The sequence below is a fragment of the Halopseudomonas pelagia genome (assembly GCF_009497895.1).
GTDB classification, from domain to species: domain Bacteria; phylum Pseudomonadota; class Gammaproteobacteria; order Pseudomonadales; family Pseudomonadaceae; genus Halopseudomonas; species Halopseudomonas pelagia_A.
The window spans coordinates 103,595-126,259 of sequence record NZ_CP033116.1; the positions used below are offsets into that span (position 1 = coordinate 103,595).

At 57.1% G+C, this 22,665-nt stretch carries 23 protein-coding genes and 2 pseudogenes; 2 read left to right on the plus strand and 23 right to left on the minus strand.

All coding sequences use genetic code 11. From position 1 onward, the window contains the following. Nucleotides 1-2 precede the first annotated feature (2 nt). The 6 genes and pseudogenes from EAO82_RS00500 to istA form a co-directional block, all read right to left on the minus strand. Nucleotides 3-809: a dienelactone hydrolase family protein gene (locus EAO82_RS00500; protein ID WP_096344934.1), complete on the minus strand. Its 807-nt coding sequence runs from the start codon at nucleotides 807-809 to the stop codon at nucleotides 3-5. A gap of 123 nt (nucleotides 810-932) precedes the next feature. Further along, entirely contained in the window at nucleotides 933-1,511 is a 579-nt protein-coding gene (locus tag EAO82_RS00505; protein WP_096344933.1) for a TetR/AcrR family transcriptional regulator, read from the minus strand. Nucleotides 1,512-1,655: 144 nt separating this feature from the next. Beyond that, nucleotides 1,656-2,324, minus strand: coding sequence for a cupin domain-containing protein (locus tag EAO82_RS00510; protein WP_096344940.1), 669 nt, complete (start codon nucleotides 2,322-2,324; stop codon nucleotides 1,656-1,658). A gap of 63 nt (nucleotides 2,325-2,387) precedes the next feature. Continuing rightward, complete coding sequence (locus EAO82_RS00515) at nucleotides 2,388-3,008, minus strand: glutathione S-transferase family protein (protein WP_096344932.1); 621 nt, start codon at nucleotides 3,006-3,008, stop codon at nucleotides 2,388-2,390. 185 nt (nucleotides 3,009-3,193) lie between these two features. Beyond that, nucleotides 3,194-3,583: an ATP-binding protein gene (locus EAO82_RS00520; RefSeq protein WP_096344931.1), complete on the minus strand. Its 390-nt coding sequence runs from the start codon at nucleotides 3,581-3,583 to the stop codon at nucleotides 3,194-3,196. Continuing rightward, a pseudogene (gene istA, locus EAO82_RS00525) lies at nucleotides 3,576-5,051 on the minus strand (IS21 family transposase). The gene EAO82_RS00520 and the pseudogene istA overlap by 8 nt, the downstream one beginning before the upstream one ends. Nucleotides 5,052-5,111: 60 nt before the next feature. Here istA and EAO82_RS00530 point away from each other — a divergent pair. Beyond that, a pseudogene (locus tag EAO82_RS00530) lies at nucleotides 5,112-5,543 on the plus strand (transposase); the annotation flags it as partial. A 322-nt stretch (nucleotides 5,544-5,865) separates the two neighbouring features. Further along, a complete protein-coding gene (gene xylS, locus EAO82_RS00535; protein WP_096344930.1) occupies nucleotides 5,866-6,837 on the plus strand; it encodes a XylDLEGF operon transcriptional activator XylS in 972 nt (323 codons plus the stop codon). Between the two features lie 308 nt (nucleotides 6,838-7,145). Here xylS and EAO82_RS00540 read toward each other — a convergent pair whose 3' ends face one another. From EAO82_RS00540 to EAO82_RS00620, 17 genes are all read right to left on the minus strand, one after another. Beyond that, nucleotides 7,146-7,337, minus strand: a complete 192-nt coding sequence (locus EAO82_RS00540; protein ID WP_096344929.1) for a 2-hydroxymuconate tautomerase — start codon at nucleotides 7,335-7,337, stop codon at nucleotides 7,146-7,148. A gap of 11 nt (nucleotides 7,338-7,348) precedes the next feature. Further along, on the minus strand, nucleotides 7,349-8,152 hold the full coding sequence (gene dmpH / locus EAO82_RS00545) for a 2-oxo-3-hexenedioate decarboxylase (protein ID WP_096344928.1): 804 nt from the start codon (nucleotides 8,150-8,152) through the stop codon (nucleotides 7,349-7,351). Further along, nucleotides 8,149-9,186, minus strand: a complete 1,038-nt coding sequence (gene dmpG, locus EAO82_RS00550; protein WP_096344927.1) for a 4-hydroxy-2-oxovalerate aldolase — start codon at nucleotides 9,184-9,186, stop codon at nucleotides 8,149-8,151. Before dmpG ends, dmpH begins: the two co-directional genes overlap by 4 nt. Nucleotides 9,187-9,199: 13 nt before the next feature. After that, complete coding sequence (locus EAO82_RS00555; RefSeq protein WP_096345073.1) at nucleotides 9,200-10,138, minus strand: acetaldehyde dehydrogenase (acetylating); 939 nt, start codon at nucleotides 10,136-10,138, stop codon at nucleotides 9,200-9,202. Nucleotides 10,139-10,191: 53 nt separating this feature from the next. Continuing rightward, nucleotides 10,192-10,977: a 2-oxopent-4-enoate hydratase gene (dmpE, locus tag EAO82_RS00560; protein ID WP_153274259.1), complete on the minus strand. Its 786-nt coding sequence runs from the start codon at nucleotides 10,975-10,977 to the stop codon at nucleotides 10,192-10,194. Nucleotides 10,978-10,979: 2 nt separating this feature from the next. Continuing rightward, nucleotides 10,980-11,846 (minus strand): alpha/beta fold hydrolase, encoded by an 867-nt coding sequence (locus tag EAO82_RS00565; protein WP_096344620.1) that lies wholly within the window; start codon nucleotides 11,844-11,846, stop codon nucleotides 10,980-10,982. A 7-nt stretch (nucleotides 11,847-11,853) separates the two neighbouring features. Continuing rightward, nucleotides 11,854-13,314 (minus strand): 2-hydroxymuconic semialdehyde dehydrogenase, encoded by a 1,461-nt coding sequence (locus tag EAO82_RS00570; RefSeq protein WP_096344621.1) that lies wholly within the window; start codon nucleotides 13,312-13,314, stop codon nucleotides 11,854-11,856. Nucleotides 13,315-13,345: 31 nt separating this feature from the next. After that, on the minus strand, nucleotides 13,346-14,266 hold the full coding sequence (locus tag EAO82_RS00575) for a catechol 2,3-dioxygenase (protein ID WP_096344622.1): 921 nt from the start codon (nucleotides 14,264-14,266) through the stop codon (nucleotides 13,346-13,348). A gap of 10 nt (nucleotides 14,267-14,276) precedes the next feature. After that, a complete protein-coding gene (locus EAO82_RS00580; RefSeq protein ID WP_096344623.1) occupies nucleotides 14,277-14,597 on the minus strand; it encodes a 2Fe-2S iron-sulfur cluster-binding protein in 321 nt (106 codons plus the stop codon). 142 nt (nucleotides 14,598-14,739) lie between these two features. Then, nucleotides 14,740-15,516, minus strand: coding sequence for a 1,6-dihydroxycyclohexa-2,4-diene-1-carboxylate dehydrogenase (locus EAO82_RS00585; protein WP_096344624.1), 777 nt, complete (start codon nucleotides 15,514-15,516; stop codon nucleotides 14,740-14,742). A gap of 138 nt (nucleotides 15,517-15,654) precedes the next feature. Then, a complete protein-coding gene (gene benC / locus EAO82_RS00590) occupies nucleotides 15,655-16,665 on the minus strand; it encodes a benzoate 1,2-dioxygenase electron transfer component BenC (RefSeq protein WP_096344625.1) in 1,011 nt (336 codons plus the stop codon). Between the two features lie 9 nt (nucleotides 16,666-16,674). Beyond that, nucleotides 16,675-17,163 (minus strand): benzoate 1,2-dioxygenase small subunit, encoded by a 489-nt coding sequence (gene benB / locus EAO82_RS00595; RefSeq protein WP_096344626.1) that lies wholly within the window; start codon nucleotides 17,161-17,163, stop codon nucleotides 16,675-16,677. After that, the gene (benA, locus tag EAO82_RS00600; protein WP_096344627.1) at nucleotides 17,164-18,519 is read right to left on the minus strand and encodes a benzoate 1,2-dioxygenase large subunit; all 1,356 of its coding nucleotides are present in this window, start codon (nucleotides 18,517-18,519) and stop codon (nucleotides 17,164-17,166) included. 345 nt (nucleotides 18,520-18,864) lie between these two features. Beyond that, entirely contained in the window at nucleotides 18,865-19,461 is a 597-nt protein-coding gene (locus tag EAO82_RS00605; protein ID WP_231703386.1) for a transposase, read from the minus strand. A gap of 687 nt (nucleotides 19,462-20,148) precedes the next feature. Continuing rightward, complete coding sequence (locus EAO82_RS00610) at nucleotides 20,149-20,877, minus strand: ABC transporter ATP-binding protein (RefSeq protein ID WP_096344630.1); 729 nt, start codon at nucleotides 20,875-20,877, stop codon at nucleotides 20,149-20,151. After that, nucleotides 20,877-21,635, minus strand: a complete 759-nt coding sequence (locus EAO82_RS00615; protein WP_096344631.1) for an ABC transporter ATP-binding protein — start codon at nucleotides 21,633-21,635, stop codon at nucleotides 20,877-20,879. Before EAO82_RS00615 ends, EAO82_RS00610 begins: the two co-directional genes overlap by 1 nt. Then, nucleotides 21,632-22,660, minus strand: a complete 1,029-nt coding sequence (locus EAO82_RS00620) for a branched-chain amino acid ABC transporter permease (protein ID WP_096344632.1) — start codon at nucleotides 22,658-22,660, stop codon at nucleotides 21,632-21,634. Before EAO82_RS00620 ends, EAO82_RS00615 begins: the two co-directional genes overlap by 4 nt. Nucleotides 22,661-22,665: the final 5 nt, after the last annotated feature.

Here is a 22,665-nt window from a genome sequence, read left to right on the forward strand (position 1 = left end):
TATTACTGGGTAAAAATGGCCTTATAGAAACGCATGGTCCCATCCCAGGAACGAATGGCGGCCCCTTCGTCGTAGCCAACTGGCATGCCAAACTCCTCGGCGATCTTGTTGGCGCCAGGGTTGGTGAATGAGTGCAGCACTCCGGGAAAGCTCACCAGTGTCAGGTCGACTTCGGCATCCTGCATCTCTTTGACCAGGCTCGCCACCTGATCCGATGGGACCATTTTATCAGCCCCGCCGGTGTACACCTGGATCCTGGCTTTTATGGATCCGGGTTCAGCCGTGAGTGGGCTGCCGAGCGCACCGTGGAAGCTGACAACGCCGTCCAGATCAACGCCCATACGCGCCATGTTGAGAACGACTGCGCCGCCAAAACAGTAACCCTGTGCCGCAATTCGGGACGCATCAACAGTTTCGTGGTTCTTCAAGATGTCCATCGCCTTCATGAACCGAGCCTTGACCTGGTCCATGTCCCTAGTCGCTTCCTGCATGAACTGCTGGGCGGTATCGGGATGGTCGGCTTGCTTGCCGGAGCCATACATATCCAGCGCAAACGCTGTATAGCCGGCTGAAGCAAGCCGTTCTGCCTGATTCCGCGCGAATTCATTGTGCCCCCACCATTCATGGACCACCAGAACGCCCGGACGTTTTAGCTCGAATTCGTCATCCCAGGCCATGTAGCCGGTGAAGGTTTCGTTGCCAACCTGGTACTCGATGGTTCTGGTTTGCATTTCTGCCAATACTTGGGTACTTCCAAAAGTGAGTGCCAGCGTTGCCACTGTCAGTGCTGTTTTAAGGGTGCTCATCATCTGTTTTTTCTCCTATTGGGTTGCATCAAATGTTTGAGTACGAAGATGATCCGGCAAGGTTGATATATTACGTGCTCTCGAATGAGCTGCCTCGGAATCAATCACTGACCCGATATGCTGCTCTCATACAGAAGTCCGCAGGCAGCGGGCCCTTAATAGCTGCGTTGCGGCATCAAACACCGCGGGGTTTTGCTCTGTGCGCGCGGCGAGATGGGCGCCTTCCAGTATGGCCAGAGTCGCATGTGCTTCTGGGGTCGAATCGTGGATGGCCGAGACGGATCCATCTCTTTGTCCCAGTTCGAACATAGTCATAAGCCATTGCAGTATCATTTCGCGTATGGCGCCGACTCTGGCAATGACGGTCTCGGACAGGCTTTCGCGGCAGGTCGAAAAGGCAACACACAAACACACGGTTTGTCCATCATGCAAAGCTCCGCGGTACAGGGCAATGAGTGCCTTGAGGCGCTCGCCTGCGCTGGCACGAGCTGCCTCGATCTCGGCCAGACCATGCTGCAGACTGGTCTGGTAGCGCTCGATCAAGGCTTCGGAGAGCTTCGCCTTGGTGGGGAAATGATAGTGAATCGAGGCTTTTCGGATGCCTATGGCCTCAGCCAGGTCAGCATAGCTGAACCCATCAAAGCCTCGTGATCGGACTATGTGTTCTGCACGATCCATAAGGTCTTTTCTGGTATCCCGGTTCATGGTCATTCGCCTGTTAAAGTGTTTCAATTGCGCTATTGTCAGGCTTGATGGTGGCCCGATAGCCAGCAAACATCGGGTCGCAACCAATGACCAGGGTTTCTTCTGATCACCTTCCGCGTAGTCCTGCAACCCTGAATTAGTGCATTATAGTGTCGGTGACCTGGCAAATCGCAGATGCCCCGTTTTCATCCAGATTTCAGCGCCGTCGTCCCCGGCCGTCAAGGACAATCTGTGTCCTTCAGGGAGGCGAAGCCAGTCATGCCTGGCCAGCAACTCGTCATTGGTGGTAACCCAGCCCTCGATCACCAGCAGCTCGATTCCGCCTTGTGCCTCAGAAGTCAGCGTCGCATCCGCATCGAGCTGGCTGTAGGTCACGATCTCACGATCGTTCTCATGCAACTTTGCGGTGGCAACGCCGTCCACCGGGGCGCCTATTTCGGCCTCCATATTCTTGCTGAATTGGGTGCGGTCGGCCGGATCGAACTGCCACAGTTTCACAAATATCGTGCAGCCCGTTTCAGAGCCAGGAATATGTGATGTGGTTGGCGGGTTACGCACATAAGTCCCGGCAGGAAAGTCACCGTGCTCGTCCTGGAACACGCCATCGAGTACGATGAATTCTTCTCCACCGGTATGGGTATGCGCCGAAAAATGGCTACCCGGCGCATAACGCACGATGGTCGTGGCTCGGGCAACTTCCTCCCCGATCCGGTCCAGCATGCGCCGCTCTACTCCTTTCATGGGGGAGGACTGCCATTCAAGCTGGTCGGAATGCACAACAACCGGTTTGGAGAAATCTGCATTGATCTTCATGATATTCATCCCTCTTGCGCCGTTCATGTCTTCAACGCTTGCTTTAAAGCTGAAGGTTTCGGATTACCTGGCAATTGAAGGACGGGCTGCGACTTTTGCGCGCCAGGCCTGGAGGTGGGTCAGGGCCTCGGGAATCTCGACCTTCGCGAAATCCGCAAACCCTAGGCCGGCAAAGGCGGTGATGTCAGCGACCGAGAAGCTATCGCCTGCGAGAAAATCATTGTCTGCCAGAACGCTGTCAAGGTAGGCCATGGTTGCGCTGGCAAATTCTTTCTGTTTATTGCCCCATTCGGCGCATTGCCAGGTTTCCAGATCCGGACCAAGTCCAGGGGTGGCGTGGTGGAAATAGGCACCTACGGCGTTCATCAGACCGTTTTCTGCCCGCAGATTCATCATCGCGATACGTGCGCGCTCCTTTGGGGTTGTGCCCGTGAGAGACGGGCCATCAAAGATGCCGTCGATATACTCGGTGATGGCGTTGCACTGGGCGATGCAGGTGCCGTCATCAAGTTCCAGCAGTGGTACGGTGGCATCCGGGTTCTTTATTCTGAACGCGTCAGAGCGGTGCTCGCCGCCCATCACGTCCACCGGGATGAAGTCCACTTTGTGAGTTGCGTTTTTTTCTGCCAGGGCGATACGAACGCGCAGCGGGTTCGGGAAGCCTTCGGTGTCGTAGATTTTCATTAGGTAGCCTGTATGGGTTTAGAGTGGATCCTCTACAATTATACTACCTATCAGTAGGTAGATGGCAAGTGGTATCTTTTCATTGGCCGTGGAATGGCAAAACTGAAAACACTAATCGATTGTGCAAAAAGAGACTCTGGAAGAGTTTTGAGTACACAACGGGGTTTTGATGACATTTTCGCTGATCAATTAGCATTACTGGCTAGACGAGATCCAAAACTTGCTGCCTGTGCTGCCTCATCTTTAGCAAATCCTGCCTTGGGCATTCCACCGCGCTTCACCCAGTCAGTCTGGCTAATCAGTTGGCTGATGTGGGGTTTAGTCACCTCGGTCACTACGGCGAAGTTAAAGCTGCCCAGCTGCTTGCCGGGCGGTAACGTGGCTTCTTTCAGATAGCGTTGTAAGCGCTTGTCTTCCCGCAAGGCAAGCTCCAGCGTGCAGAGCTCGCTCAGATACTGTTCCGGACGCCAGTGCTCCGTCACAGCCTTGTCCACTAGAGGCTGCCAGTGATCCTTGATGCTGCCCAGACGCAGGTGTTTTAGCATCAATGGCAAGGAAGCCGTTACGTCATTCATGGCGGCCTCCTGTGCGCAACAGCGCCTGATAGTCGGCCAGTGCATGCTGATGGATCACCATGACCGGCAGGGCCAGATTCAAGCCCAGGAAGCGGTCCTCACACTCCAGCAGGCTGGGGAGTTTGCCGCGTTCAATGCCGGCGAGCACATAGCGCCCCAAGGCGCTTTCGCGGCCGCTCTTCTTGGCCAGGTGCAGCAGCCTTACGACGTAGAGGCAGGCTTTGTCCGCACTAAAGGCCTCATCGACATGCTGCCAGATACGCTGGTAATCGTCGCTGGGTAGCAGGTCGTCGCGCCACTGGGCATGGCGGAACGCGCGAGGCTTTTTCATTAACGATTCGATCACATGGTGGTAATTGACGCTGCGCTGGCGTAGATGCGAGACAGCGTCAGCGTGTGTACACCTGCACACCATAGCTCTAACCGGGCATCGAACAGGTGCACCATTAGCCGGCTACCGATCAGCCGTGATTGCACGGTATAGGTCACCCGTTTCAATGCGATGGTGCTGGTGCGACTGACCCGCAGAATATGTTCACTGTAGGTGCTGCTGTCATGGTGGGGCAGTGGCTGGAGGTTTTGCTGCTCTGCCTTGAACGCGGTACTGATCCAGCGGTTACGCCTTTCCACCACGGTGTGAACGAACTTCTCGTAGGCCTCAGAAGTGCTAAATTCATATCTGCCGCGCAGCAACAGAGCTTGTTTGAGCTGCCGCTTGATGTAGTTGTTGGGCGACTCGATGGCACCATTCTCGTGGGCCACGCCTCCGGTTATTACGGGTAGCCTGGGCCCCGTAATGACCACAGAGCTCGTTAAATCGCTCGGTGAAGTCGTCTTGTTCCTGTCGGTTCTTGTAGGCGGCACGCAGGCTGTCGGTACGTAATTGTCGCGGCACGCCGCGACTACTCCGGAAGGCTTCTTGCAAGCCGTCTGACAACGCGCTGAAGCTCTCACCACCATAGGTGATCTGGCCGTATGCCCAGCCGCTGGCGACCAGGCGGTAGTGGAATAACTTATGCCGCAAGACCTCGCCTGCAATGGTTACCGGCTCTTTAACCCACGTGAAGTCAGCAATGCCCAAGTCTCCATGGGTCTGGAGGAACATGACCGGCTGCGCCGGTCCGTGTAATTGTCGCCAGGGACCGATACGCCGCTCCAATGTACGTCGTGCACGGGGATCGAACTGATCTGTGTGGTTCTCACAAAGGTGATCAAAAATACCCACCGGGGTGAGGTCGGGCGATGACCCCAACAGCGGCAACACGATGCTGTCCCAGACCTCCGCCAGCGGGTCTTTACGGGTACCCCAGGCACGCTCTTTCTTCAGGGGTTGGTGTGCTTGATGGTCTATGCGGCGAACGGAGCGTTCCGAGATACCAGCCTTCGCCGCCGCGACTGTCTGTGTATGGCTTTTGCGATGATGCATAAATAACCTGATCTGTTGATCTGTAATGTGTTCGCCCGACACAGCGACTCCTCCGTTCTGCTGTGCTGGACCCTATCAGATCAACCGGCCAAGATAATTGTCGCTGAGTCGGGCCTGGTGCATGCGGTAGTTGGCACGGCGGGCAACGTCAGCGATGTGAGCCAGACCTGTGCGCTGCTGCGTGGAGAGGAAACACTGGTATTTGGCGATGCTGGCTACCAGGGGGTGCGCAAGCGTGAAGAAAATCGAGACATCCCGGTGAGCTGGCATGTGGCGATGAAAAGAAGCCACCGCACGGCTCTGCCGGGCGACGAGCGTGGTCAACTACGCGAAAAGGCCGAGAAAGTCAAAGCGAGCATTCGGGCTAAGGTCGAACATCCCTTCCACGTGGTCAAGAATCTCTTCAAGCACAGGGTGACGCGCTACCGGGGACTGTCAAAGAGTGAGGCGAAGTTGTTTACCATGTTCAATATGGCCAATCTGGTATTGGCGCGCCGACGATTGTTGGAGGTTTGCACCCAAGGTGCGTCCTGATGGGCCAAATAATCCCGGGACGGGCCAAATACGAGGAAAAAGCCGCGTGATGCAAAGGATTTGCCTCGAATTGTCTGACGCAACGAGCGTTCGCATTTTGAAAAATCGGTAGAACGGCGCGTTGGGCTCCAAAACATCATTGGTTCAGCGCTTCCCTAGCAAAATGGTAACGACTCGGTATAAATGAACAGTCTACGCGTCAATTATGTTGACAAGCACAGCTGGTGTGAGATATGGCTAGCGTATCAGAAGTGTGTGACAATCTGCCTTAGTCTCGAATCATTCGTAACCTACATAAATAAAAACAAGAGCACCGTGAGTTATGGGCATTCACTTGTTAAGCGAGAAAAGCCGGATTTTTGTCAATTCAGATCCTTATGCAGTTTCCGACTATGTTAACCAACATATCGGTACGCACAATATTCACTGGCCCAAGAGCAGGCGGCTGGAGGCCAACCTGAACCACAGCACCTTAGGCAGCCTCGAGCTGTGTCGAATCAGCTATGGCGGTAGCGTAAGGGTGATCTCCCCAGGCTTGGAAACCTGCTATCACCTGCAGGTATTGCTTAAGGGTCATTGCCTGTGGAGTGGCTGTGGCCAAAAACACGATTTTGCGCCTGGCGAACTATTGCTGATCAATCCGGATGAGCGAGCGGATTTGACTTATTCGGAGGATTGCGAAAAATTCATCCTCAAATTGCCCTCGGTGGTCCTTGATCGGGCATGCAGTGAGAGCTACTGGAACAAACCGAGTGAGGGGGTCCGCTTCACCCCGCGACATAACCTTCAGCAACTCAATGGTTTTATCAATCTGCTCGGGCTGGTTTGTGATGAAGCAGAGCGTAATAAGTCGATGCCTCGAGTCCAGGAGTACTATACGGGGCTCATTGCTACCAAGCTGCTCGAGATGCTGGACAGTAATGTTAGCCGCGATGCCTTCAGCGAGAGCTGCCCGTCCTTCGAGCGAGTCGTTCAGTTTATCGATAACAATATCAAAGAGAACATCGGCATTGAGCGGATGGCGGAGCTCGCGCTGATGAGTCCGCGTTCGCTCTACACCTTGTTCGAGAAACATGCGGGCACCACGCCGAAGAACTACATACGCAACCGCAAGCTCGAATGCGTACGCGCCCGACTGAGCGATCCCAGTGCTAATGTGCGTAGTGTCACTGAAGTGGCCCTAGACTACGGCTTCTTTCATTTGGGACGTTTCGCCGAAAACTATAGGAGTACTTACCTCGAGCATCCTTCCGACACCTTGCGTCGAATCAAAATCAAGGGACTTGTTCCCTAGGAGAGCCTGCCCCCTCTCTTAACTGCGCGTTACTACAGTGTCGACGAGGTCCTGATGTACGTATCCGGCGATCACACCTGGATCGCTGGTATCCAGTTATGCGGCAGTATCTCGTCGATAGCGCTGTTCTTAGTTGACTCAGCAAGAGGGCGGGCTTTGGCAGCCCTCGTGGCCTGCATCTTATCCGGTGGTAAGTCTTTGGTTTGTCGCTCTATTTCGTAAAGCTTGCCTCAGGCCGTCGCGGCAGGACACATACAGGGCCGGCACGCGCGTGGGCGCTGCGGCCTGCTGCACGCCCACCCCGTCCATCAGCGTTTGACCTTGCTGGCCGGTTCGCCCCCGATTCCAAAATGGGTCCTGGGCATTTCGCTGATGATGACCCGAATGCTGGGCATCGGAGAATCCAGCGCGCGAGAGATCGCTTCGCTGACCTCACGGATCAGTATTTCTTTCTGCTCGTCCGTGCGTCCTTCGAGAATATGTAGCTGTGCGATTGGCATATTGAAAACCCTCAGATAAAGCGGGCCGACACGCTGCCCAAACCTTGATAGCGCACCGTGATGTTGTCACCAGCCTGCACCGATATCGCCGCGGTGATGCCGCCCGTCATGATGAAAGTGCCGGCCGGGATATGTTCGCCACGTTCAGCAAGTAGATTGGCCAACATGGCCACGCTTGAGGCTGGGTGACCGAGCACTGCAGCGCCCGCACCGACGTCTACCACTTCGCCGTTCTTTTCAACCACTACACCAAAGTTCTTCAGATCAACATCTTCGACGCTGGCCATTTGGCCACCAGTAATGAATCGCGTGGAAGAGGCGTTATCGGCCACCACGCTGATAAGATCAAACTTGAAATTCTCGTAGCGCGAATCGATCACCTCAACCGTCGGCACCACATAGTCGGTCGCCGCCAGCACATCGCCGATATGACAGCCTGGCCCTTTAAGCGGAGCTTTGGTCACAAAGGATATCTCGGCTTCGATCTTCGGATGGATCAGCTCTGCGGTATTCACCACCCCGCCGTCCGGCACGCTGAAATAATCAGCGAGAAAGCCATATATCGGTGTTTCAACGCCCATCTGGGCCATCTTCGCCCAGGATGTCAGGCCCATTTTCATGCCTACTATGCGGTTGCCTCGGGCCTCCTTGCGCCGCCGAATTTCCCACTGCACGTCATAGGCATCGGCAAAGGTCATGTTTGGGTAGTCATTGGTGACCTTGGTGATGTCCTGGCAGTTCAGCTCGGCGTTTTCCACGTGCTCGGCCAGTGCCAGCACCTGTTCACGGGTCAAGGTACGTTGTTGTTCGCTCATGCTGTTTGCTCCTTGCGGGCGGCCAGCAGGTCCAGCGCCACGTCAACGATCATGTCCTCCTGGCCACCGACCATACGGCGTTTTCCCAGCTCGACGAGAATATCCACGGCTTTGAGGCCGTATTTCTGTGCGGCCACTTCAGAGTGCCGCAGAAAACTTGAATAAACTCCGGCATAACCCAGCGCCAGGGTTTCGCGGTCGACTCGTACCGGGCGGTCCTGCAGTGGACGAACGATATCGTCGGCAGCATCCATCAGCGTGTACAGCTCGGTGCCATGCTCCCAACCTAGGCGCTCAGCAGCGGCGATGAAAACTTCCAGCGGCGCATTGCCGGCGCCGGCGCCCATACCGGCGAGGCTAGCGTCGATGCGGTCACAGCCCTCCTCCACCGCGACGATGGAGTTGGCCACACCCAAGCTGAGGTTGTGGTGAGCGTGCATACCGGTGTGGGTTTCCGGCTTGAGCACATCTTTCAATGCACGAAACCGATCACGAATGTCCTGCATGCTCATTGCGCCACCTGAGTCGACCACGTAAAGGCAGGTGGCGCCGTAGTCTTCCATCATCTTCGCTTGTCGCGCGAGGCCCTGCGGGGTTTGCATATGGCTCATCATCAGGAACCCGACGGTGTCCATATCCAGTTTTCGTGCGTGTTCGATATGCTGCCTGGATACGTCAGCCTCTGTGCAGTGGGTGGCCACGCGCACAATTCGTGCGCCGGCCTGGTAGGCGTTATCCAGATCATGGGTAGTGCCGATCCCGGGCAGTAATAGCGTGGCAATCTTGGCATGGCTGATAACGTCAGCGGCGGCTTCGATCCACTCCAGATCGGTATGAGCGCCAAAGCCGTAGTTAAAGCTAGAGCCTTGCAGTCCGTCACCGTGGGCGACTTCGATGGAGTCGACCTTGGCCTTGTCCAGCGCGCGAGCGATGTCCTGCACGTTCTTGATCGAATATTGGTGGCGGATGGCATGGCTGCCGTCACGCAGGGTCACATCGGAGATATAGAGTTTCTTGCCGGGATTGAATGTCATGGTCTTGTCCTCCTCAGGCCTGATTCATCGACTGCGCCATGCGCTCGGCGGTCGCCAGCGCTGCAGATGTCATGATGTCGAGGTTACCGGCATAGGCCGGCAGATAATGGGCTGCGCCCTCCACTTCGAGGAAGATTGAAGTCTTCAATCCACTCAGGTGACCGAGACCGGGAATGTTCAGTGGCTGATCTTCGGGGATGATATCGAACTGCACTTTTTGCTTCAGACGATATCCAGGAACGTAGCTGTTCACCGCCTGAACCATCTCTTCAACAGAGGCCTCGACTGCGACCTGGTCGGCCAACTCGCTGAGCACATACACGGTATCGCGCATAATCAGCGGCGGCTCGGCTGGATTCATGATGATGATCGCCTTACCACGTGTTGCACCGCCAATCACCTCAATCGCCTTGGAAGTAGTTTCGGTGAATTCGTCGATATTGGCGCGGGTGCCTGGTCCAGCAGATTTGCTGCTTATCGAGGCGACGATTTCGCCGTAGTGCACCTTGGCTACGCGCGATACCGCCGCGACCATGGGTATAGTTGCCTGGCCACCGCAGGTGACCATATTGACGTTAGTCTCATGCAGGTTCTGCTCCAGATTAACTACCGGCACACAGTAAGGGCCGATGGCAGCCGGGGTCAGGTCGATGATCCGCAAACCCGGCTTGTGGCCGCGCAGAAGCACCTCATTGTGCCTGTGGGCACCAGCCGAGGTGGCATCAAAAATGAAATCTATGTCAGCGAATTCCGGCATCTTGACCAGACCATCCACTCCTTCGTGGGTGGTGGCCACGCCCATGCGCGCAGCGCGCGCCAGGCCATCGGACTCCGGGTCGATGCCGACCATGGCACCCATGGCGATATGCTGGCTGTTACGCAAAATCTTGATCATCAGATCGGTGCCGATATTGCCTGAGCCTATGATCGCGGCTTTCAGTTTCTTGCTCATGATTTATTACCCTCTAGGGGAAATGCTGTCTGTGCCAATGACCTGAGATCAGGTCAAATGAATCTCACGCTGGCGCTGCCCATGCCGCCGATATCCACGCGCATGAAGTCACCGGCCTTGACGGGCTCCAGCGGCACCAGCGATCCTGAGAGGATGACCTCACCGGCTTTCAGTGAAATGCCGAACCGGCCCAGGGTATTTGCCAGCCATGCCACGCAATTGACTGGCGAGCCCAGCGCCGCTGCACCAGCGCCGGTGCTGATCACCTGGCCGTTCCTCTCAACCACCATGCCGCAGGTGACCAGATCGACCTTACGCGGGGAGATTGCCTGGTCGCCCAATACAAAAAGGCCGCAGGACGCGTTATCCGCTACTGTGTCTTCAATCGCGATCTTCCAATCCTGGATGCGTGAATCGACAATCTCGAAACAAGGCATCACGCACTCGGTGGCAGCCAGGACGTCAGCATTGGTTACACCCGGACCGATCAGGTCTTTTTTCAGGATGAAAGCGATCTCGCCCTCGGCGCGAGGCTGAATGAGCCGCTCACTGATGGGCACTGCTTCACCACTGTTGTAAACCATGCTATCGGTCAGGTAGCCGAAGTCCGGCTGGTGCACGTTCAGCATGTTCTGCACTACTTTGCTGGTAACACCGATTTTCTTGCCGATTACCCGCTCACCAGCGTCAAGGCGGCGCTGCAGCATGCGCAGAGAAATGTGGTAGGCGTCATCGAGGCTGATGTCGAAGCCACGGCTTGTCAGAGGGCTGACCATCTCGCGCTTGCTCATTGCCTGATAAAGCTCATCTCCGAGCTGTTCAATTTGTTGCTGTTCCATTGTCAGTGCGCTCCTGAAGCGGTGTCCGCTTCGGTGAGAAAATCGTTAACCAGCCGCGCAAAGCGCCCGGCGTGCTCAATCTGGGTCCAATGTCCGCACTGGCCGAAGACATGCAGCTGTGCTCGCTCAATCAGGTTGGCCAGTTCCAGCGATGCCTGAAGGGGAATCACCAGGTCTTCACGACCATGAATCACCAGGGTTTCGTGGTCCAAAGCCTGTATTGCCGCAGTATCACTTGCCAAGCCATCTACCCAGCGCTGGCGAGGTGCCGGGAACATTTGCGCAAACGACTCCTGAAAACCGGGTCGAATACTGGCCTGGTAACGCAATTCGGCCAGCTCGTCAGTGACCAGATTGCGATCAAAGGCGAACACATCCATCAGGCGGCGCATATTGGCGAAAGACGGATCGTAGCCCCATACCTCGTCCAGCCCTTTGGTAATCGGAAAGCTGACCCCGACGCTGCCCATCAGCACCAACCGTCGTACCCGCTGGGGATATTTGATTGCTAACGCCAGGGCTATACCGCCGCCGAAGGAATTGCCAACCACGTCGGCCTGCTCGATGCCAAGCGCATCAAGCACACCGATGGCATGTTCCACCCAGGTGTCGCGACAATAATTGGGTGATTCGGGGCGTTCGCTGTAACCGAAGCCGAGCATGTCAGGTGCTAACACACGGCGCTGTTGCGCCAGCTCCGGCATGATCAGCCGCCAGTTAGCCCAGGCCGTGACGCCAGGCCCAGAGCCATGAATCAACATCACCGGGAAGCCTTCACCATTGTCGTGTACGTTAGTGCGATACCCGCCAGCGAGAATTTCACGGCCCAGTTCGGGGCTGGTTGGGTTGGTAGTCAGTGGTGCGTTCATGGCCGCCTCATAGCTTTATGCAGATGTTTTTAAGTTCGGTGTAAAACTCCAGTGAGTGCACACCCCCTTCACGGCCGATGCCGGACTGCTTGCTACCACCAAACGAGGTGCGCAGGTCACGCAGAAACCAGCTGTTGACCCAGACAATACCTGCTTCGACTTGCGCCGCAACGCGGTGCGCGCGGGTAACGTTCTCGGTCCAGATTGCCGAAGCCAGTCCATAGGGCAGGCTGTTGGCCAGCTCGACGGCTTCGGCCTCGCTGTCAAACGGGCGGATATGGCAGCAGGGGCCGAAGATCTCTTCAGTCACCACCGGCGAATCATCCTTCAGCCCGGTCCAGATGGTCGGCTGCACCCAGGCGCCGTGCGCCAGCTCGGCCGGCATGTCAGGGACGCCGCCACCGGTAACCACAGTGGCGCCCTCGTCACGGGCTTTCTGGTAGTAAGACAGCACTTTCTCGCGATGCTTAAGACTGATCAGCGGACCGAAATTACTGGTTTCATCATCCGGCGGGCCGATCACCAGACTTTCCGCTCCGGCCTTCAAGCGGGAGACAAACTCATCGAAAATCGAGCGTTCGACGTAAACACGCTCGGTGCCCAAACACACCTGACCGCAGTTGGCGAAGACCGAGCGCAGCGTACCTTCGATGGCTTTGTCCATATCACAATCGGCAAACACGATGCCGGCGTTCTTGCCGCCCAGCTCCAGAGAGACCTGGCGCACGCCCTTAGCTGCGGCCTTCATGATGGTTTCGCCAGTGCCGGTTTCACCGGTAAAAGTGAATGCATCTACATCCGGATGCTCGGTGAGAAAAGCTCCAGCGGAATTGCCACCGAAACCATGCACCACGTTATACACCCCATCTGGGACGCCGGCCGCTTTCATCACCTCACCCAGCAGCGCCGTAGTCGTGGGTGTCTCTTCGGAAGGCTTGACCACCACGGTGTTGCCACAGGCCAGTGCGGGGCCGACCTTCCATGTCATTAGCAACAGCGGAAAATTCCATGGGCTGATGACGCCAATGACACCTTTGGGTCGACGGATGCCATAATTCAAGGCGCCCGTGCCATCTGGCGTGGGCATCTCGAACGACTCGGCTGGAACATTCTTGATCAAATCGGCGAACACCTTGAAGTTGGCGGCGCCGCGCGGAATGTCGATATGGCTGGCCAACGATCTGGGTTTGCCGGTGTCCTGACATTCCGCCTCAAGAAACTCCTCAAACCGCGCATTGATACCGTCTGCCACCTTGTGCAGTATCTCGGTGCGCTGGTCGACGGTCATCCGCCTCCAGGGGCCTTTGAACGCAGCTCGCGCGGCAGCCACTGCCGCATTGACTTCCTCACGGCCTGCTTCATGTACCCGGCTCGACACTTGGCCATTGGCTGGGTTAACGTTGTCGAAGGCTTTACCGCTCGTCGAACCGACGAACTCACCGTCAATGAAATGTTTGATGTCTTTCATAGTTGCGCAATCCTGGTGACAAACAAAATGGTCAAGTCAGTACAGTCATAAACCGCTCGTTTAGAACCCGGTCGTGGTAGAAAATAGCTTTGCCCAATGCCTCGGCATCCCAGGTCACAGGCTCATGATCCGGATAGTGGTAGTCGCCTCCGGCAAACACTTCGTTGCGGTTACCCGATGGATCGAAGAAATAGATGGTCTGCCCATGAGTCAGCCCATGCCGAGTCGGGCCTATATCGATCGAGGTGTCGGTCATTGAAATCAGGTCAGCCGCACGGAGCACGTCAGTCCAGTTGTCCAGATAGAAGGACGCATGATGAAATTTCGGCTCAGGGTGTTCGATAAACGCCACGTCGTGGGCCTTGGTACTCACCGTGAGAAACTGTGCTACCCGCTTCCCGTCCGGTGTCAGCACCTGTTCAGCCAGATCGAATCCCAACACGTCGCGGAACAGCTCGTAAGTCTCCTCCAGGTTCGGACCGTACATCAGGCAATGGTCGAAGCGGGTGGCTCGCATGCCAGCCAACTCGCGGGGCCAGGCTTCCGGATTGCGGTTATTGATGCCCCATTTGCCGGTCTGTTTCTTGCTCGCAAACAGCTCGAAGTTGTGTCCGGTAGGCGCCACGAAGCGCACCCTGCGACCACAGTCCTGCAGATCCCCCGCTGGTATGTCCTCTACCTCGCAACCGAACGCAACCAGGCCGGCGCGCAGGCTATCCAGCGCTTCTTCACTGATGCATTTGAATCCCATGAAGTCCATGCCAGGCTCTTCAGCAGCGCGTAGCACCAAGGAATATTTATCGACCTCGGTCCAGGCTTTCAGGTACACACGGCCCTGTGCGTCGCGATCCATTTCGATTAGGCCCATCAACTCCGTGTAGTGTTTAACTGCAGCGTCGATGTCGAGGACGCGAAGCTGTACGTGACCGGGGCGCATTACACCTTTTCTCATGACTATTTCCTCATTGGGTTTGTTGTTGTATCTCGGCCGACGCCTTTGGCGTGCGGCACTCAATCGTCAAGTCGCTCAGCGGATACAGACGGCAAGCCAGCGCTTCGCCGCAGGCAAGAGCAGCGTCGGGCACGTGTTTACGGCTCATCGGCCCACACTGGTATTCACCGCTGATCACCTGAACCTTGCACAAGCCGCAACCACCACCCCGACAACCCACCGGTAGGCAGCGCTTGCCCTGGATCTCCATGGCGCGCAACACCGACTGCTCCGGCAGGCAGCGGAAAACCTGGCCGCTAATCCGCTCACGCACCTCGTACCAGTTGCCCATGGCTCACCTCAGACGTACCGAAACATGACGGAAGCCGCACTAACAGCTCTAGAGTGATACCTGAGTAACCCCGATAATGAGCTTCAGAGACTTCATGTTTAGCGACTCCATATGTTCAACGCTCCTTAACTAGACATGAAGATCAGCCGAGGTCTCCCCCTGCCACGGGGAGAGTTACCCCGGTGATGTAGGTGGCCTCTTCAGAAGCGAGGAACAAAATCGCCCCAACCTGCTCGTCAATGTTGCCGTAGCGTTTCATCAGGCTACTGTCGAGAGTCTGGTCGACGATCTGCTGGTACCACACTTTCTCCTGCTCGCTCGACTCAGCGCTGTTGCGAGGTATCCGCCGTGGCGGCGCCTCGGTGCCACCTGGTGCGGTTGCGTTGACGCGGATGCCGCGCTCGGCGGTTTCAAAGGCCAGGCAGGCGGTCAGTGCGTTGACCCCGCCCTTGGCCGCACTGTAGGGCACGCGATTGACTCCGCGCGTGGCGGCGGAGGAAACGTTGACGATAGCGCCGCTGCCTTGCCTGAGCATCAGTGGCAGCGCGGCGTGGCAGCACCACAGAGTGGGGAACAGCGAACGTCGCACTTCGGCCTCGATCTCGTCGGCGTGGTAATGCTCGAACGGCTTGACCCAGATGGTGCCACCGACGTTGTTGATCAGAATGTCCAGACGACCAAAGCGCTCGACCGCCACTGCCATCACCCGCTGGCACTCGGCAAACTGTTCGACGTCGGCGGTCAGTGTCAGCACCTCAGCGACGCCGGCCAGTTCGTCATCCAGCTCATGTACTAGCTCGGAGCGGTCTACTAACAGCAGCCTACCACCCTCAACTGCCATCCGTTCGGCCACACGGCGACCGATGCCCTGGGCAGCCCCGGTGATCACGGCGACTTTGTCTTGAAAACGCTTGTTCATAGTCCAGACCTCAATTAATGGGTGGCAGGCGTAGCCCGACTGAAACCCAGGGGATGCGACAGAGCAACCCATATCGCCTCCTGGTTACTACTTGAATAAAACAGACCCCATTACCCAGTACGCGAACCAAAGGTACTGTTAGACGCTGGCTGCGAACTTCTCGTAATAAAAGCTCGCCGGCTGAACGCCCTGTTCGCGGATGTACTCGCTGACCCCCTCGACCATCGGCGGCGGACCGCAGAGGTAGATGTCCACTTCACCATCGTTAAGGTGCTGGGGCTCGATGTGCTGGGTCACATAACCCTTCTGGGGGTACACGCTGTCCGGGCTGGCCACGCAGGCGCTGTATGTGAAGTTGGGGATGCACGCGACAAAGGCCTCGAGCTTGTCGATCTCCACAAGATCGTGGTCATGGGTGACGCCGTAGATCAGGTGCAGCGGGTGTTCGCTGCCGTGTTCAGCGATTTTTTCCAGCATTGCGGTGAACGGCGCGAGACCGGTGCCACCCGCAAGCAGCAACAGCGGCCGATTGATATCGCGCAGATAGAACACGCCCAGCGGACCGGCCAGATTGACGTTATCGCCAACCTTGGCGAAGCTGGTCAGGAAGCTGCTCATCAGTCCGCCCGGCACGTTGCGGATTAGAAAGCTAACCTCGCCATCCTTTTGCAGTGAGCTGAAGGAATAGGCACGAACCTGATCGCTGCCGGGCACCTTTAGATTGGCGTACTGTCCGGGCAGGAAGGCCAACTGGCTCAGCGAGTTGCCTTTGACCGACAACGCAATGGTACTCTCGGACAGCTGACGCACATTGCTGATGGCGGCATGATAATTGGACTGCTGGATCTTGCAGACGACCGATGCGGCCGGGACGCGTATTACGCAGTCGCTTTCCGCGCGCATCTGGCAGGTCAGCACGTAGCCCTGCTCTATTTCGGCTTCGCTCAACGCATCCTCGATGTATTCCTCACCGAGGTCGTAGCGTCCGCTTTCGACGAAGCATTTGCAGGCGCCGCATGCACCGTCTCGGCAGTCCAGGGGGAGGTTGATACCTTGGTGGTAAGCCGCATCGGCAATAGCCTCGCCGACAGCGGCATCTATGAAACGAGTGACGCCGTCTTCGAAGTTCAGTGCAACCTTGTGTGTCATAGAGGCACCTCAGAAGTGGTATACATCAATCAAATGGCGGATGTAGTCGTTCTTCAGCACGACCTTCTTGGCCTTAATCAGCGGAGTCGCACCCCGCACGTCAAGGGTGTAGAAGTTTGTTCCGTAGAAATGGTCGACGGTTTTGTAGCGGAAGCTCATCGTGTGCCAGTTGTAGCGCAGCTTGCAGAAACCATCGGCCTGCTCGAGCAGCTCGATGTTGCTGATGTTGTGACTGGTACGGGTATCCGGAATGGTGGCACTGGAGCGCTCGGTCTCGATGCGGAACACGCGGTCTTCCAAACCCCCGCGGTTGCCGTACCAGATCAGCGAGATTTGGCTTTGCGGATCTTCGGTCAGTTGATCGCGGTCATCCCAAGCCGGCATCCAGAAGGTGGCGTCGGGGGCATACAGCTCCAGCCAGCTGTCCCACTGCTTGTCGTCGAGGTAGCGTGCTTCGCGGTAAAAAAAATCACGCGCTGTGTCGTAGGAAATGGTCATTTACGCACTCTCCACATGGATCAGCTGATCTTGTTCCGCCTTCACTGCCTTGATCATCTGCTGTTGCCAGTACTTGTGCTGAATGACGAATAGGCCTTCGTCCTCGATACGCGGGCCACTCATCAGCGGGTGCAGATCAATCTCCTTAGCAATTTCGTCGGGACCGTCGATCCAGTGCGTCGCCCCACGGGACATGTCGTTCATTCCCCTGCCGGCGAAGCCCTGCTGGCAAGCGCGGAATTCTTCAAGGTCGTCCGGGGTGGCCATGCCGCTGACATTGAAGAAGTCCTCGTACTGACGGACGCGGCGGGCACGCGCTTCGGCGCCTTCGCCTTTCGGCGCGATGCAATAGATGGTGACTTCCGTTCGATCCACCGACACCGGCCGAGTGATACGCAACTGCGAGCCAAACTGATCCATCAGGTAGAGGTTCGGGTAGAGGCAGAGATTGCGGGACATACCAATCATCCAGTCGGCGCGAGCTTTACCGAACGCGCTGGCTAACCGATCTTGCTCGGCGAACAGCGGACGGTCTTTCGGGTCGGGCCAGCGCGCCCAGATCATCTGATGGCCGTTTTCAAAGGAGTAGAAACCACCGCCACCCTTGCCCCAGCTACTGGCGCTCATGGCGCGAATATCATCGCCCGCTTCTCTTAGCTTGCGCTGCTGCTGGGTGGCGGCGTAATTCCAGTGCACAGTGCTAACGTGGTAGCCGTCGGCCCCATTCTCTACCTGCACTTTCCAGTTACCTTCGTAAACATAGGTGCTGGAACCGCGCAGCACCTCAAGGCCTTCGGGCGATTGGTCGACGACCATGTCGATGACCTTCCTCGACTCGCCGAGGAACTCATCCAGCGGGGCGACATCCTCGCGCAGGCTGCCGAACAGGAATCCGCGGTAGGAAGCAAAGCGCGCAACCTTCTTCAAGTCATGCGAGCCGTTGCAATCGAAGCTGTCCGGATAGCCGGCGTCCTTGGGGTCTTTGACCTTGAGCAGCTTGCCAGAGTTACTGAAGGTCCAGCCATGGAACGAACAGGTGTGAGTGACCTTGTTTCCGCTTCTGAAGCGACAGAGCGTGGCGCCGCGATGGCTGCAGGCATTGATGAACGCATTAAGTTCACCGTCTTTGTTGCGTGCGATGAATATCGGCTGCCGGCCCATCTGCGTGGTGTAGTAGTCGTTCTTCTCAGGGATCTGGCTCTCGTGGGCAAGATAGATCCAGTTGCCCTCGAAGATGTGCTTCATCTCTAAGTCGAACAGCCGAGGATCGGTAAACATCTCACGCTTGCAGCGGTAGATGCCCTCATCCTTGCTTTCTTCAAGCAGACCATTAAGGTATTCGAATTCTAGATTCATCGCCATGACTCCGTTGTTATTGCTTAAGTTATAAAGATTAAGAGTTACGCCTCTCGGAAAATAGCCACTTTCCGCACTACTGCATCCGTTTCTTGCAAGACCAGAAACAGCGGTTGATTCAAGCGCTGTCGCCGCCTCACTTCCAGAATGTGGCCTCCTCGAACCTTATAAAACGGGGTAGCACCCATCTTGTTGTTGATACCTTCAAGCTGGCCGGTATGCATCGGCCAGCGCACTCTCGCCAGGATTCCTCGCTATTAAGGCTTCAGCACCGAGGCGAATCGCATCAAGGCTGGGATGCCGCTTTCCGCAGTATGGGCATGCCCTTTGTTGCCAGCGTCTTCTTCATTCCCAGGCATAAGGCATTGTCCGGAGCGACCGCAGACTTTCCTTCATAACGTGTACCGTCATCATCGGCTTGTTCGCCCGCAATACTTCGTCGAGTCGAACCCATTCCCGCTCGTTGAGTGAGGTCGGGTTACGGAGCAGTAACCAATGCGTTTGCTTCACCAAGCGACGTGCAGGTCGGTCATGACGCCACTGATTGGCGGCGTCCATGCGAACCCGACTGATCACTTCACGGCCGTACTTGGCGATCACATGGAACAGGTCATAGACGACCCGTGCCCACGGACACTGGGCTCGCACCTCTAGATCGAAAGCGGTGTTCATGTCCATGTGCACGGCTTCGATCCGGGCGCAACCCTGAGGACCAAGCTCTTCGAAGAAGGGTTGGATGGCCCGGCGTGTGAGGTCCTGAGCTACATACAGAACGCGCCGCGTATTGGCACCAAGGATCACACTGGCGTAGCAATGCTCCTTGAACAGGGCGAACTCATCCATGATCAAGCCTCGCGGTTGGACTGTTGTCAGTGAGGCCACCAGTGCTTGGAGACGCTGAGGATCCAATCGTCTGACCGTATTCCAATGCAAGCCAAACATTTCTGCCACGTGGTCTACCGGCAGGCAAGCGCGGCATTTAGCTGCAGCTTGAGCCTAGGCGCAGGCTCAGCCGAGCATGCCGATCAAGCCGATCAAGCCAGGGTACACAGCCATTGCAGTCCAGGCGATAGAGGGTCCAGATCCAGAATCACCGGCTGGCCAAGCATAGGGAGATCCCTGAGGCGCCCCCTGACGCGCTCATGGATCTGGCGACAGGGATTACCGCAGACACCGCAGGTTAACCGCGCCCCGTCCGGTATCAGCGAGACGCAGACATGGTCATCAAAAACTTGCAGGTAGAGAACGTGAAAATCCTGCCATAACGGCAGCCAATCGGTATGATCTGATATGAGGCGGCGCTCTCGAATCGTGGCGTTAGTCGCACAACCATCATGACCGAGATGGCACCGCCTCACCTCATTCGAAAACGAAAAGTCCGAGCTTGTCCCGGACTTCCGTGAAAAACCCAAAAATACTGCCGCCTGTAGACCCTGTTCGCACTAGCCAACCTGTGGATGACCCGCAAACGGTTATTGAGCATGGGATAGATACGTCCGGAGTTCCAGGCATTCCCGCCTGACGGGCCGAAAAGAACGTCAAAATGACACTCCTTGCAAGGGTCGACACAGTTGCCCTTGCAAGGTATCGGCGTAGCCAGAGCCGGGCACTAGGGCATCCTTCCCGGAACTAAAGACCGATATGTGTCCGCAGGATCTGGGGATGGCTTTTGAGATCTTGGCTGGGTCCGTCATAGACCACCCGACCCTTGACCATGATCATGCTGCGGTCGGCAAGGTCGAGCAGCACGTTGACGTTCTTGTCAACCACTAGGGTAGCGATGCCGCTGGCCTTGATCAAGCGGATCACCTCCCAAATTTCCTTGCGGATCAGAGGTGCTAGGCCTTCTGTGGCTTCGTCGAGAATCATCAGCTCGGGGTTGGTCATCAGTGCGCGCCCGATGGCGACCATCTGCTGTTCACCACCGGAGAGATTGCCGGTAAGATGAGCGAAGCGTTCCCCTAGGCGCGGGAAGGTTTCAAGCACCCGATCCAGGCTCCAGCCGCGGCGCCCGTTGACCCCGGGACGTGCGGCCATCAGCAGACTTTCGCGCACCGTCAGGTTGGGGAACATGCCGCGGCCCTCCGGCACATAGCCGATGCCACGGCGGATCATCTGGTGCGGGGCGCTGCCGGTGACGTCTTTGCCCTTGATCCGCACCTCGCCACTGCGCGCCGGCGTTAGGCCGAGCAGCGAGCGTATGGTGGTGCTCTTGCCCATGCCGTTGCGCCCGAGCAGGGCCAGGGTTTCCCCCGGCGCGATTTGCAGGTCGACGCCATGTAGCACATGGCTGTTGCCGTAGAAGGTGTGCAGGCCACGCACCTCGACCAACGGGGTTGCTGTCGTTGTAGTCCTCATCAGAACTGCTCCTCGCCGTCACCCAGATAGGCTTCCTGCACCGCCGGGTCGTTACGCACGTGATCCAGAGGACCGCTGGCCAGCATCTGCCCGTTGACCATCACGGTCAGGGTCTTGGCGATGCTGAACACCGCGTCCATATCGTGCTCGACCAGCAACAGCGAGTAGTCGCGCGACAGCTCGGCGAGCAGTTCAACCACCCGGTTCGACTCCTCCTTGCCCATGCCGGCCATCGGCTCATCCAGCAATAGAAAGCTCGGCTCGGTGGCCAGCACCATGCCAATCTCCAACTGGCGCTGCTCGCCGTAGCTCATGGAGCTGGCGATGCTGTGACCCTTGCTGCTCAGGCCGCACGCCTCCAAGGCTTTTTCGGCGCGCTCGCGCACCAGCGGGTAGCGGTCGCCGCGGCGGAAGAAGCGGAAGGAGTTCTTCAGCCGTGACTGCGCGGCGAGCAGGCAGTTTTCCAGACAGGTAAAGCTGGGAAAGATGTTGGTGCGCTGGAAGCTGCGCCCTACGCCCAGGTGCGACACCTTGTTCGGCGCCAGGCCGGTGATGTCCTGGCCGTTGAATATCACCTGGCCGGCGCAGGGGAGCAGGTGACCGGAGAGCAGATTGACCATGGTGCTCTTGCCCGCCCCGTTGGGCCCTATGATCGCGTGGATCTCGCGGGGGGCCACTTGCAGGCTGATTCCGCTGACGGCGGTCAGGCCACCGAACGTTTTAGTCAGGCCACGGGTTTCCAGAATCAGGTCGCTCATTGTTCAGCCTCCTCGCTGACGGAATCCGCTAGCGACTTGGTGGTGTCGCCCGGCTTGCGCTGCGCCAGTTGCAGCAACAGGCCGGCGATCCCGCGTGGCAACAACAAAACCATGCAGATTACCACCACGCCCATCGGCAGCTCCCAGTGTGGGGTCAGACTGGCGAACCAGTGGTGCAGACCCTCGAAGGCGAAGGCACCGAGAATCGGCCCGAACAGGGTGCCCATCCCGCCGAGAATCACCATTACCAAGATGTGTGCCGACATTTGCCAGCTCAGTTGATCGGGGCTGACGAAGCCGTACTGGGTTGCCGACAGCATGCCGGCGTAACCGGCGATAGTGCTGGCAATGACGAACGCCGCCAGTTTGTAGAATAATGGGTTGTAGCCCATCGCGCGGACCCGTTGTTCATTCTCCTTGATGCCCAGCAACACCCGGCCAAAGGGCGCACGCAGGAAGGTGCGCAGCAGCGCCAACAAAAATCCGAGGGAGGCCAGCGCCACATAGAACAAGGTAGTACGGTTCCCTAGGTCGAGCAACTGAACGCCGGCGATAGCGACCTCCGGTTTCATAAACAGGTAGATACCGTCCGAGCCACCGGCGAAGGTAGCATCGTGAAACAAATAATAGAGCATCTGCGAAAAGGCTATGGTCACCATGATAAAAAAGATCCCCGAGGTGCGGATAATCAGCACCCCCATCAGCAGCGAGGCCAAGGCGGTGAGGCCTAAGCACAACGGTAAGGCGATCCAGATGCTCAGCGCCTCGTATTCGGGGGAGAACAGCACCAGGGCATAACCGGCCATACCGAAGAACGCGGCGGAGGCTAGGCTTACCATGCCGCTGACACCGACTAGCAGGTCGAGGCCCAGTGCGACGATGGCCAGGATCATGATGCTGGTCAGTTGTTGAAGATAGAAGTCGTGCTTTTCACCTGCCAGAGTTACGCCGAACAACGGGTAGGCGGCCATCAGCAGCAGCAACAGCGCAAGCAGCAGCAGGACCGGGCGAGGTAATTTTTGCATAAGAA

Excerpts from the sequence above, each read along its gene's own strand:
- EAO82_RS00500 (WP_096344934.1), bottom strand. The coding sequence starts at position 809 with ATGATGAGCACCCTTAAAACAGCACTGACAGTGGCAACGCTGGCACTC.
- EAO82_RS00505 (WP_096344933.1), bottom strand. The coding sequence starts at position 1,511 with ATGAACCGGGATACCAGAAAAGACCTTATGGATCGTGCAGAACACATA.
- EAO82_RS00510 (WP_096344940.1), bottom strand. The coding sequence starts at position 2,324 with ATGAAGATCAATGCAGATTTCTCCAAACCGGTTGTTGTGCATTCCGAC.
- EAO82_RS00515 (WP_096344932.1), bottom strand. The coding sequence starts at position 3,008 with ATGAAAATCTACGACACCGAAGGCTTCCCGAACCCGCTGCGCGTTCGT.
- EAO82_RS00520 (WP_096344931.1), bottom strand. The coding sequence starts at position 3,583 with ATGAATGACGTAACGGCTTCCTTGCCATTGATGCTAAAACACCTGCGT.
- xylS (WP_096344930.1), top strand. The coding sequence starts at position 5,866 with ATGGGCATTCACTTGTTAAGCGAGAAAAGCCGGATTTTTGTCAATTCA.
- EAO82_RS00540 (WP_096344929.1), bottom strand. The coding sequence starts at position 7,337 with ATGCCAATCGCACAGCTACATATTCTCGAAGGACGCACGGACGAGCAG.
- dmpH (WP_096344928.1), bottom strand. The coding sequence starts at position 8,152 with ATGAGCGAACAACAACGTACCTTGACCCGTGAACAGGTGCTGGCACTG.
- dmpG (WP_096344927.1), bottom strand. The coding sequence starts at position 9,186 with ATGACATTCAATCCCGGCAAGAAACTCTATATCTCCGATGTGACCCTG.
- EAO82_RS00555 (WP_096345073.1), bottom strand. The coding sequence starts at position 10,138 with ATGAGCAAGAAACTGAAAGCCGCGATCATAGGCTCAGGCAATATCGGC.
- dmpE (WP_153274259.1), bottom strand. The coding sequence starts at position 10,977 with ATGGAACAGCAACAAATTGAACAGCTCGGAGATGAGCTTTATCAGGCA.
- EAO82_RS00565 (WP_096344620.1), bottom strand. The coding sequence starts at position 11,846 with ATGAACGCACCACTGACTACCAACCCAACCAGCCCCGAACTGGGCCGT.
- EAO82_RS00570 (WP_096344621.1), bottom strand. The coding sequence starts at position 13,314 with ATGAAAGACATCAAACATTTCATTGACGGTGAGTTCGTCGGTTCGACG.
- EAO82_RS00575 (WP_096344622.1), bottom strand. The coding sequence starts at position 14,266 with ATGAGAAAAGGTGTAATGCGCCCCGGTCACGTACAGCTTCGCGTCCTC.
- EAO82_RS00580 (WP_096344623.1), bottom strand. The coding sequence starts at position 14,597 with ATGGGCAACTGGTACGAGGTGCGTGAGCGGATTAGCGGCCAGGTTTTC.
- EAO82_RS00585 (WP_096344624.1), bottom strand. The coding sequence starts at position 15,516 with ATGAACAAGCGTTTTCAAGACAAAGTCGCCGTGATCACCGGGGCTGCC.
- benC (WP_096344625.1), bottom strand. The coding sequence starts at position 16,665 with ATGACACACAAGGTTGCACTGAACTTCGAAGACGGCGTCACTCGTTTC.
- benB (WP_096344626.1), bottom strand. The coding sequence starts at position 17,163 with ATGACCATTTCCTACGACACAGCGCGTGATTTTTTTTACCGCGAAGCA.
- benA (WP_096344627.1), bottom strand. The coding sequence starts at position 18,519 with ATGAATCTAGAATTCGAATACCTTAATGGTCTGCTTGAAGAAAGCAAG.
- EAO82_RS00605 (WP_231703386.1), bottom strand. The coding sequence starts at position 19,461 with ATGTTTGGCTTGCATTGGAATACGGTCAGACGATTGGATCCTCAGCGT.
- EAO82_RS00610 (WP_096344630.1), bottom strand. The coding sequence starts at position 20,877 with ATGAGGACTACAACGACAGCAACCCCGTTGGTCGAGGTGCGTGGCCTG.
- EAO82_RS00615 (WP_096344631.1), bottom strand. The coding sequence starts at position 21,635 with ATGAGCGACCTGATTCTGGAAACCCGTGGCCTGACTAAAACGTTCGGT.
- EAO82_RS00620 (WP_096344632.1), bottom strand. The coding sequence starts at position 22,660 with ATGCAAAAATTACCTCGCCCGGTCCTGCTGCTGCTTGCGCTGTTGCTG.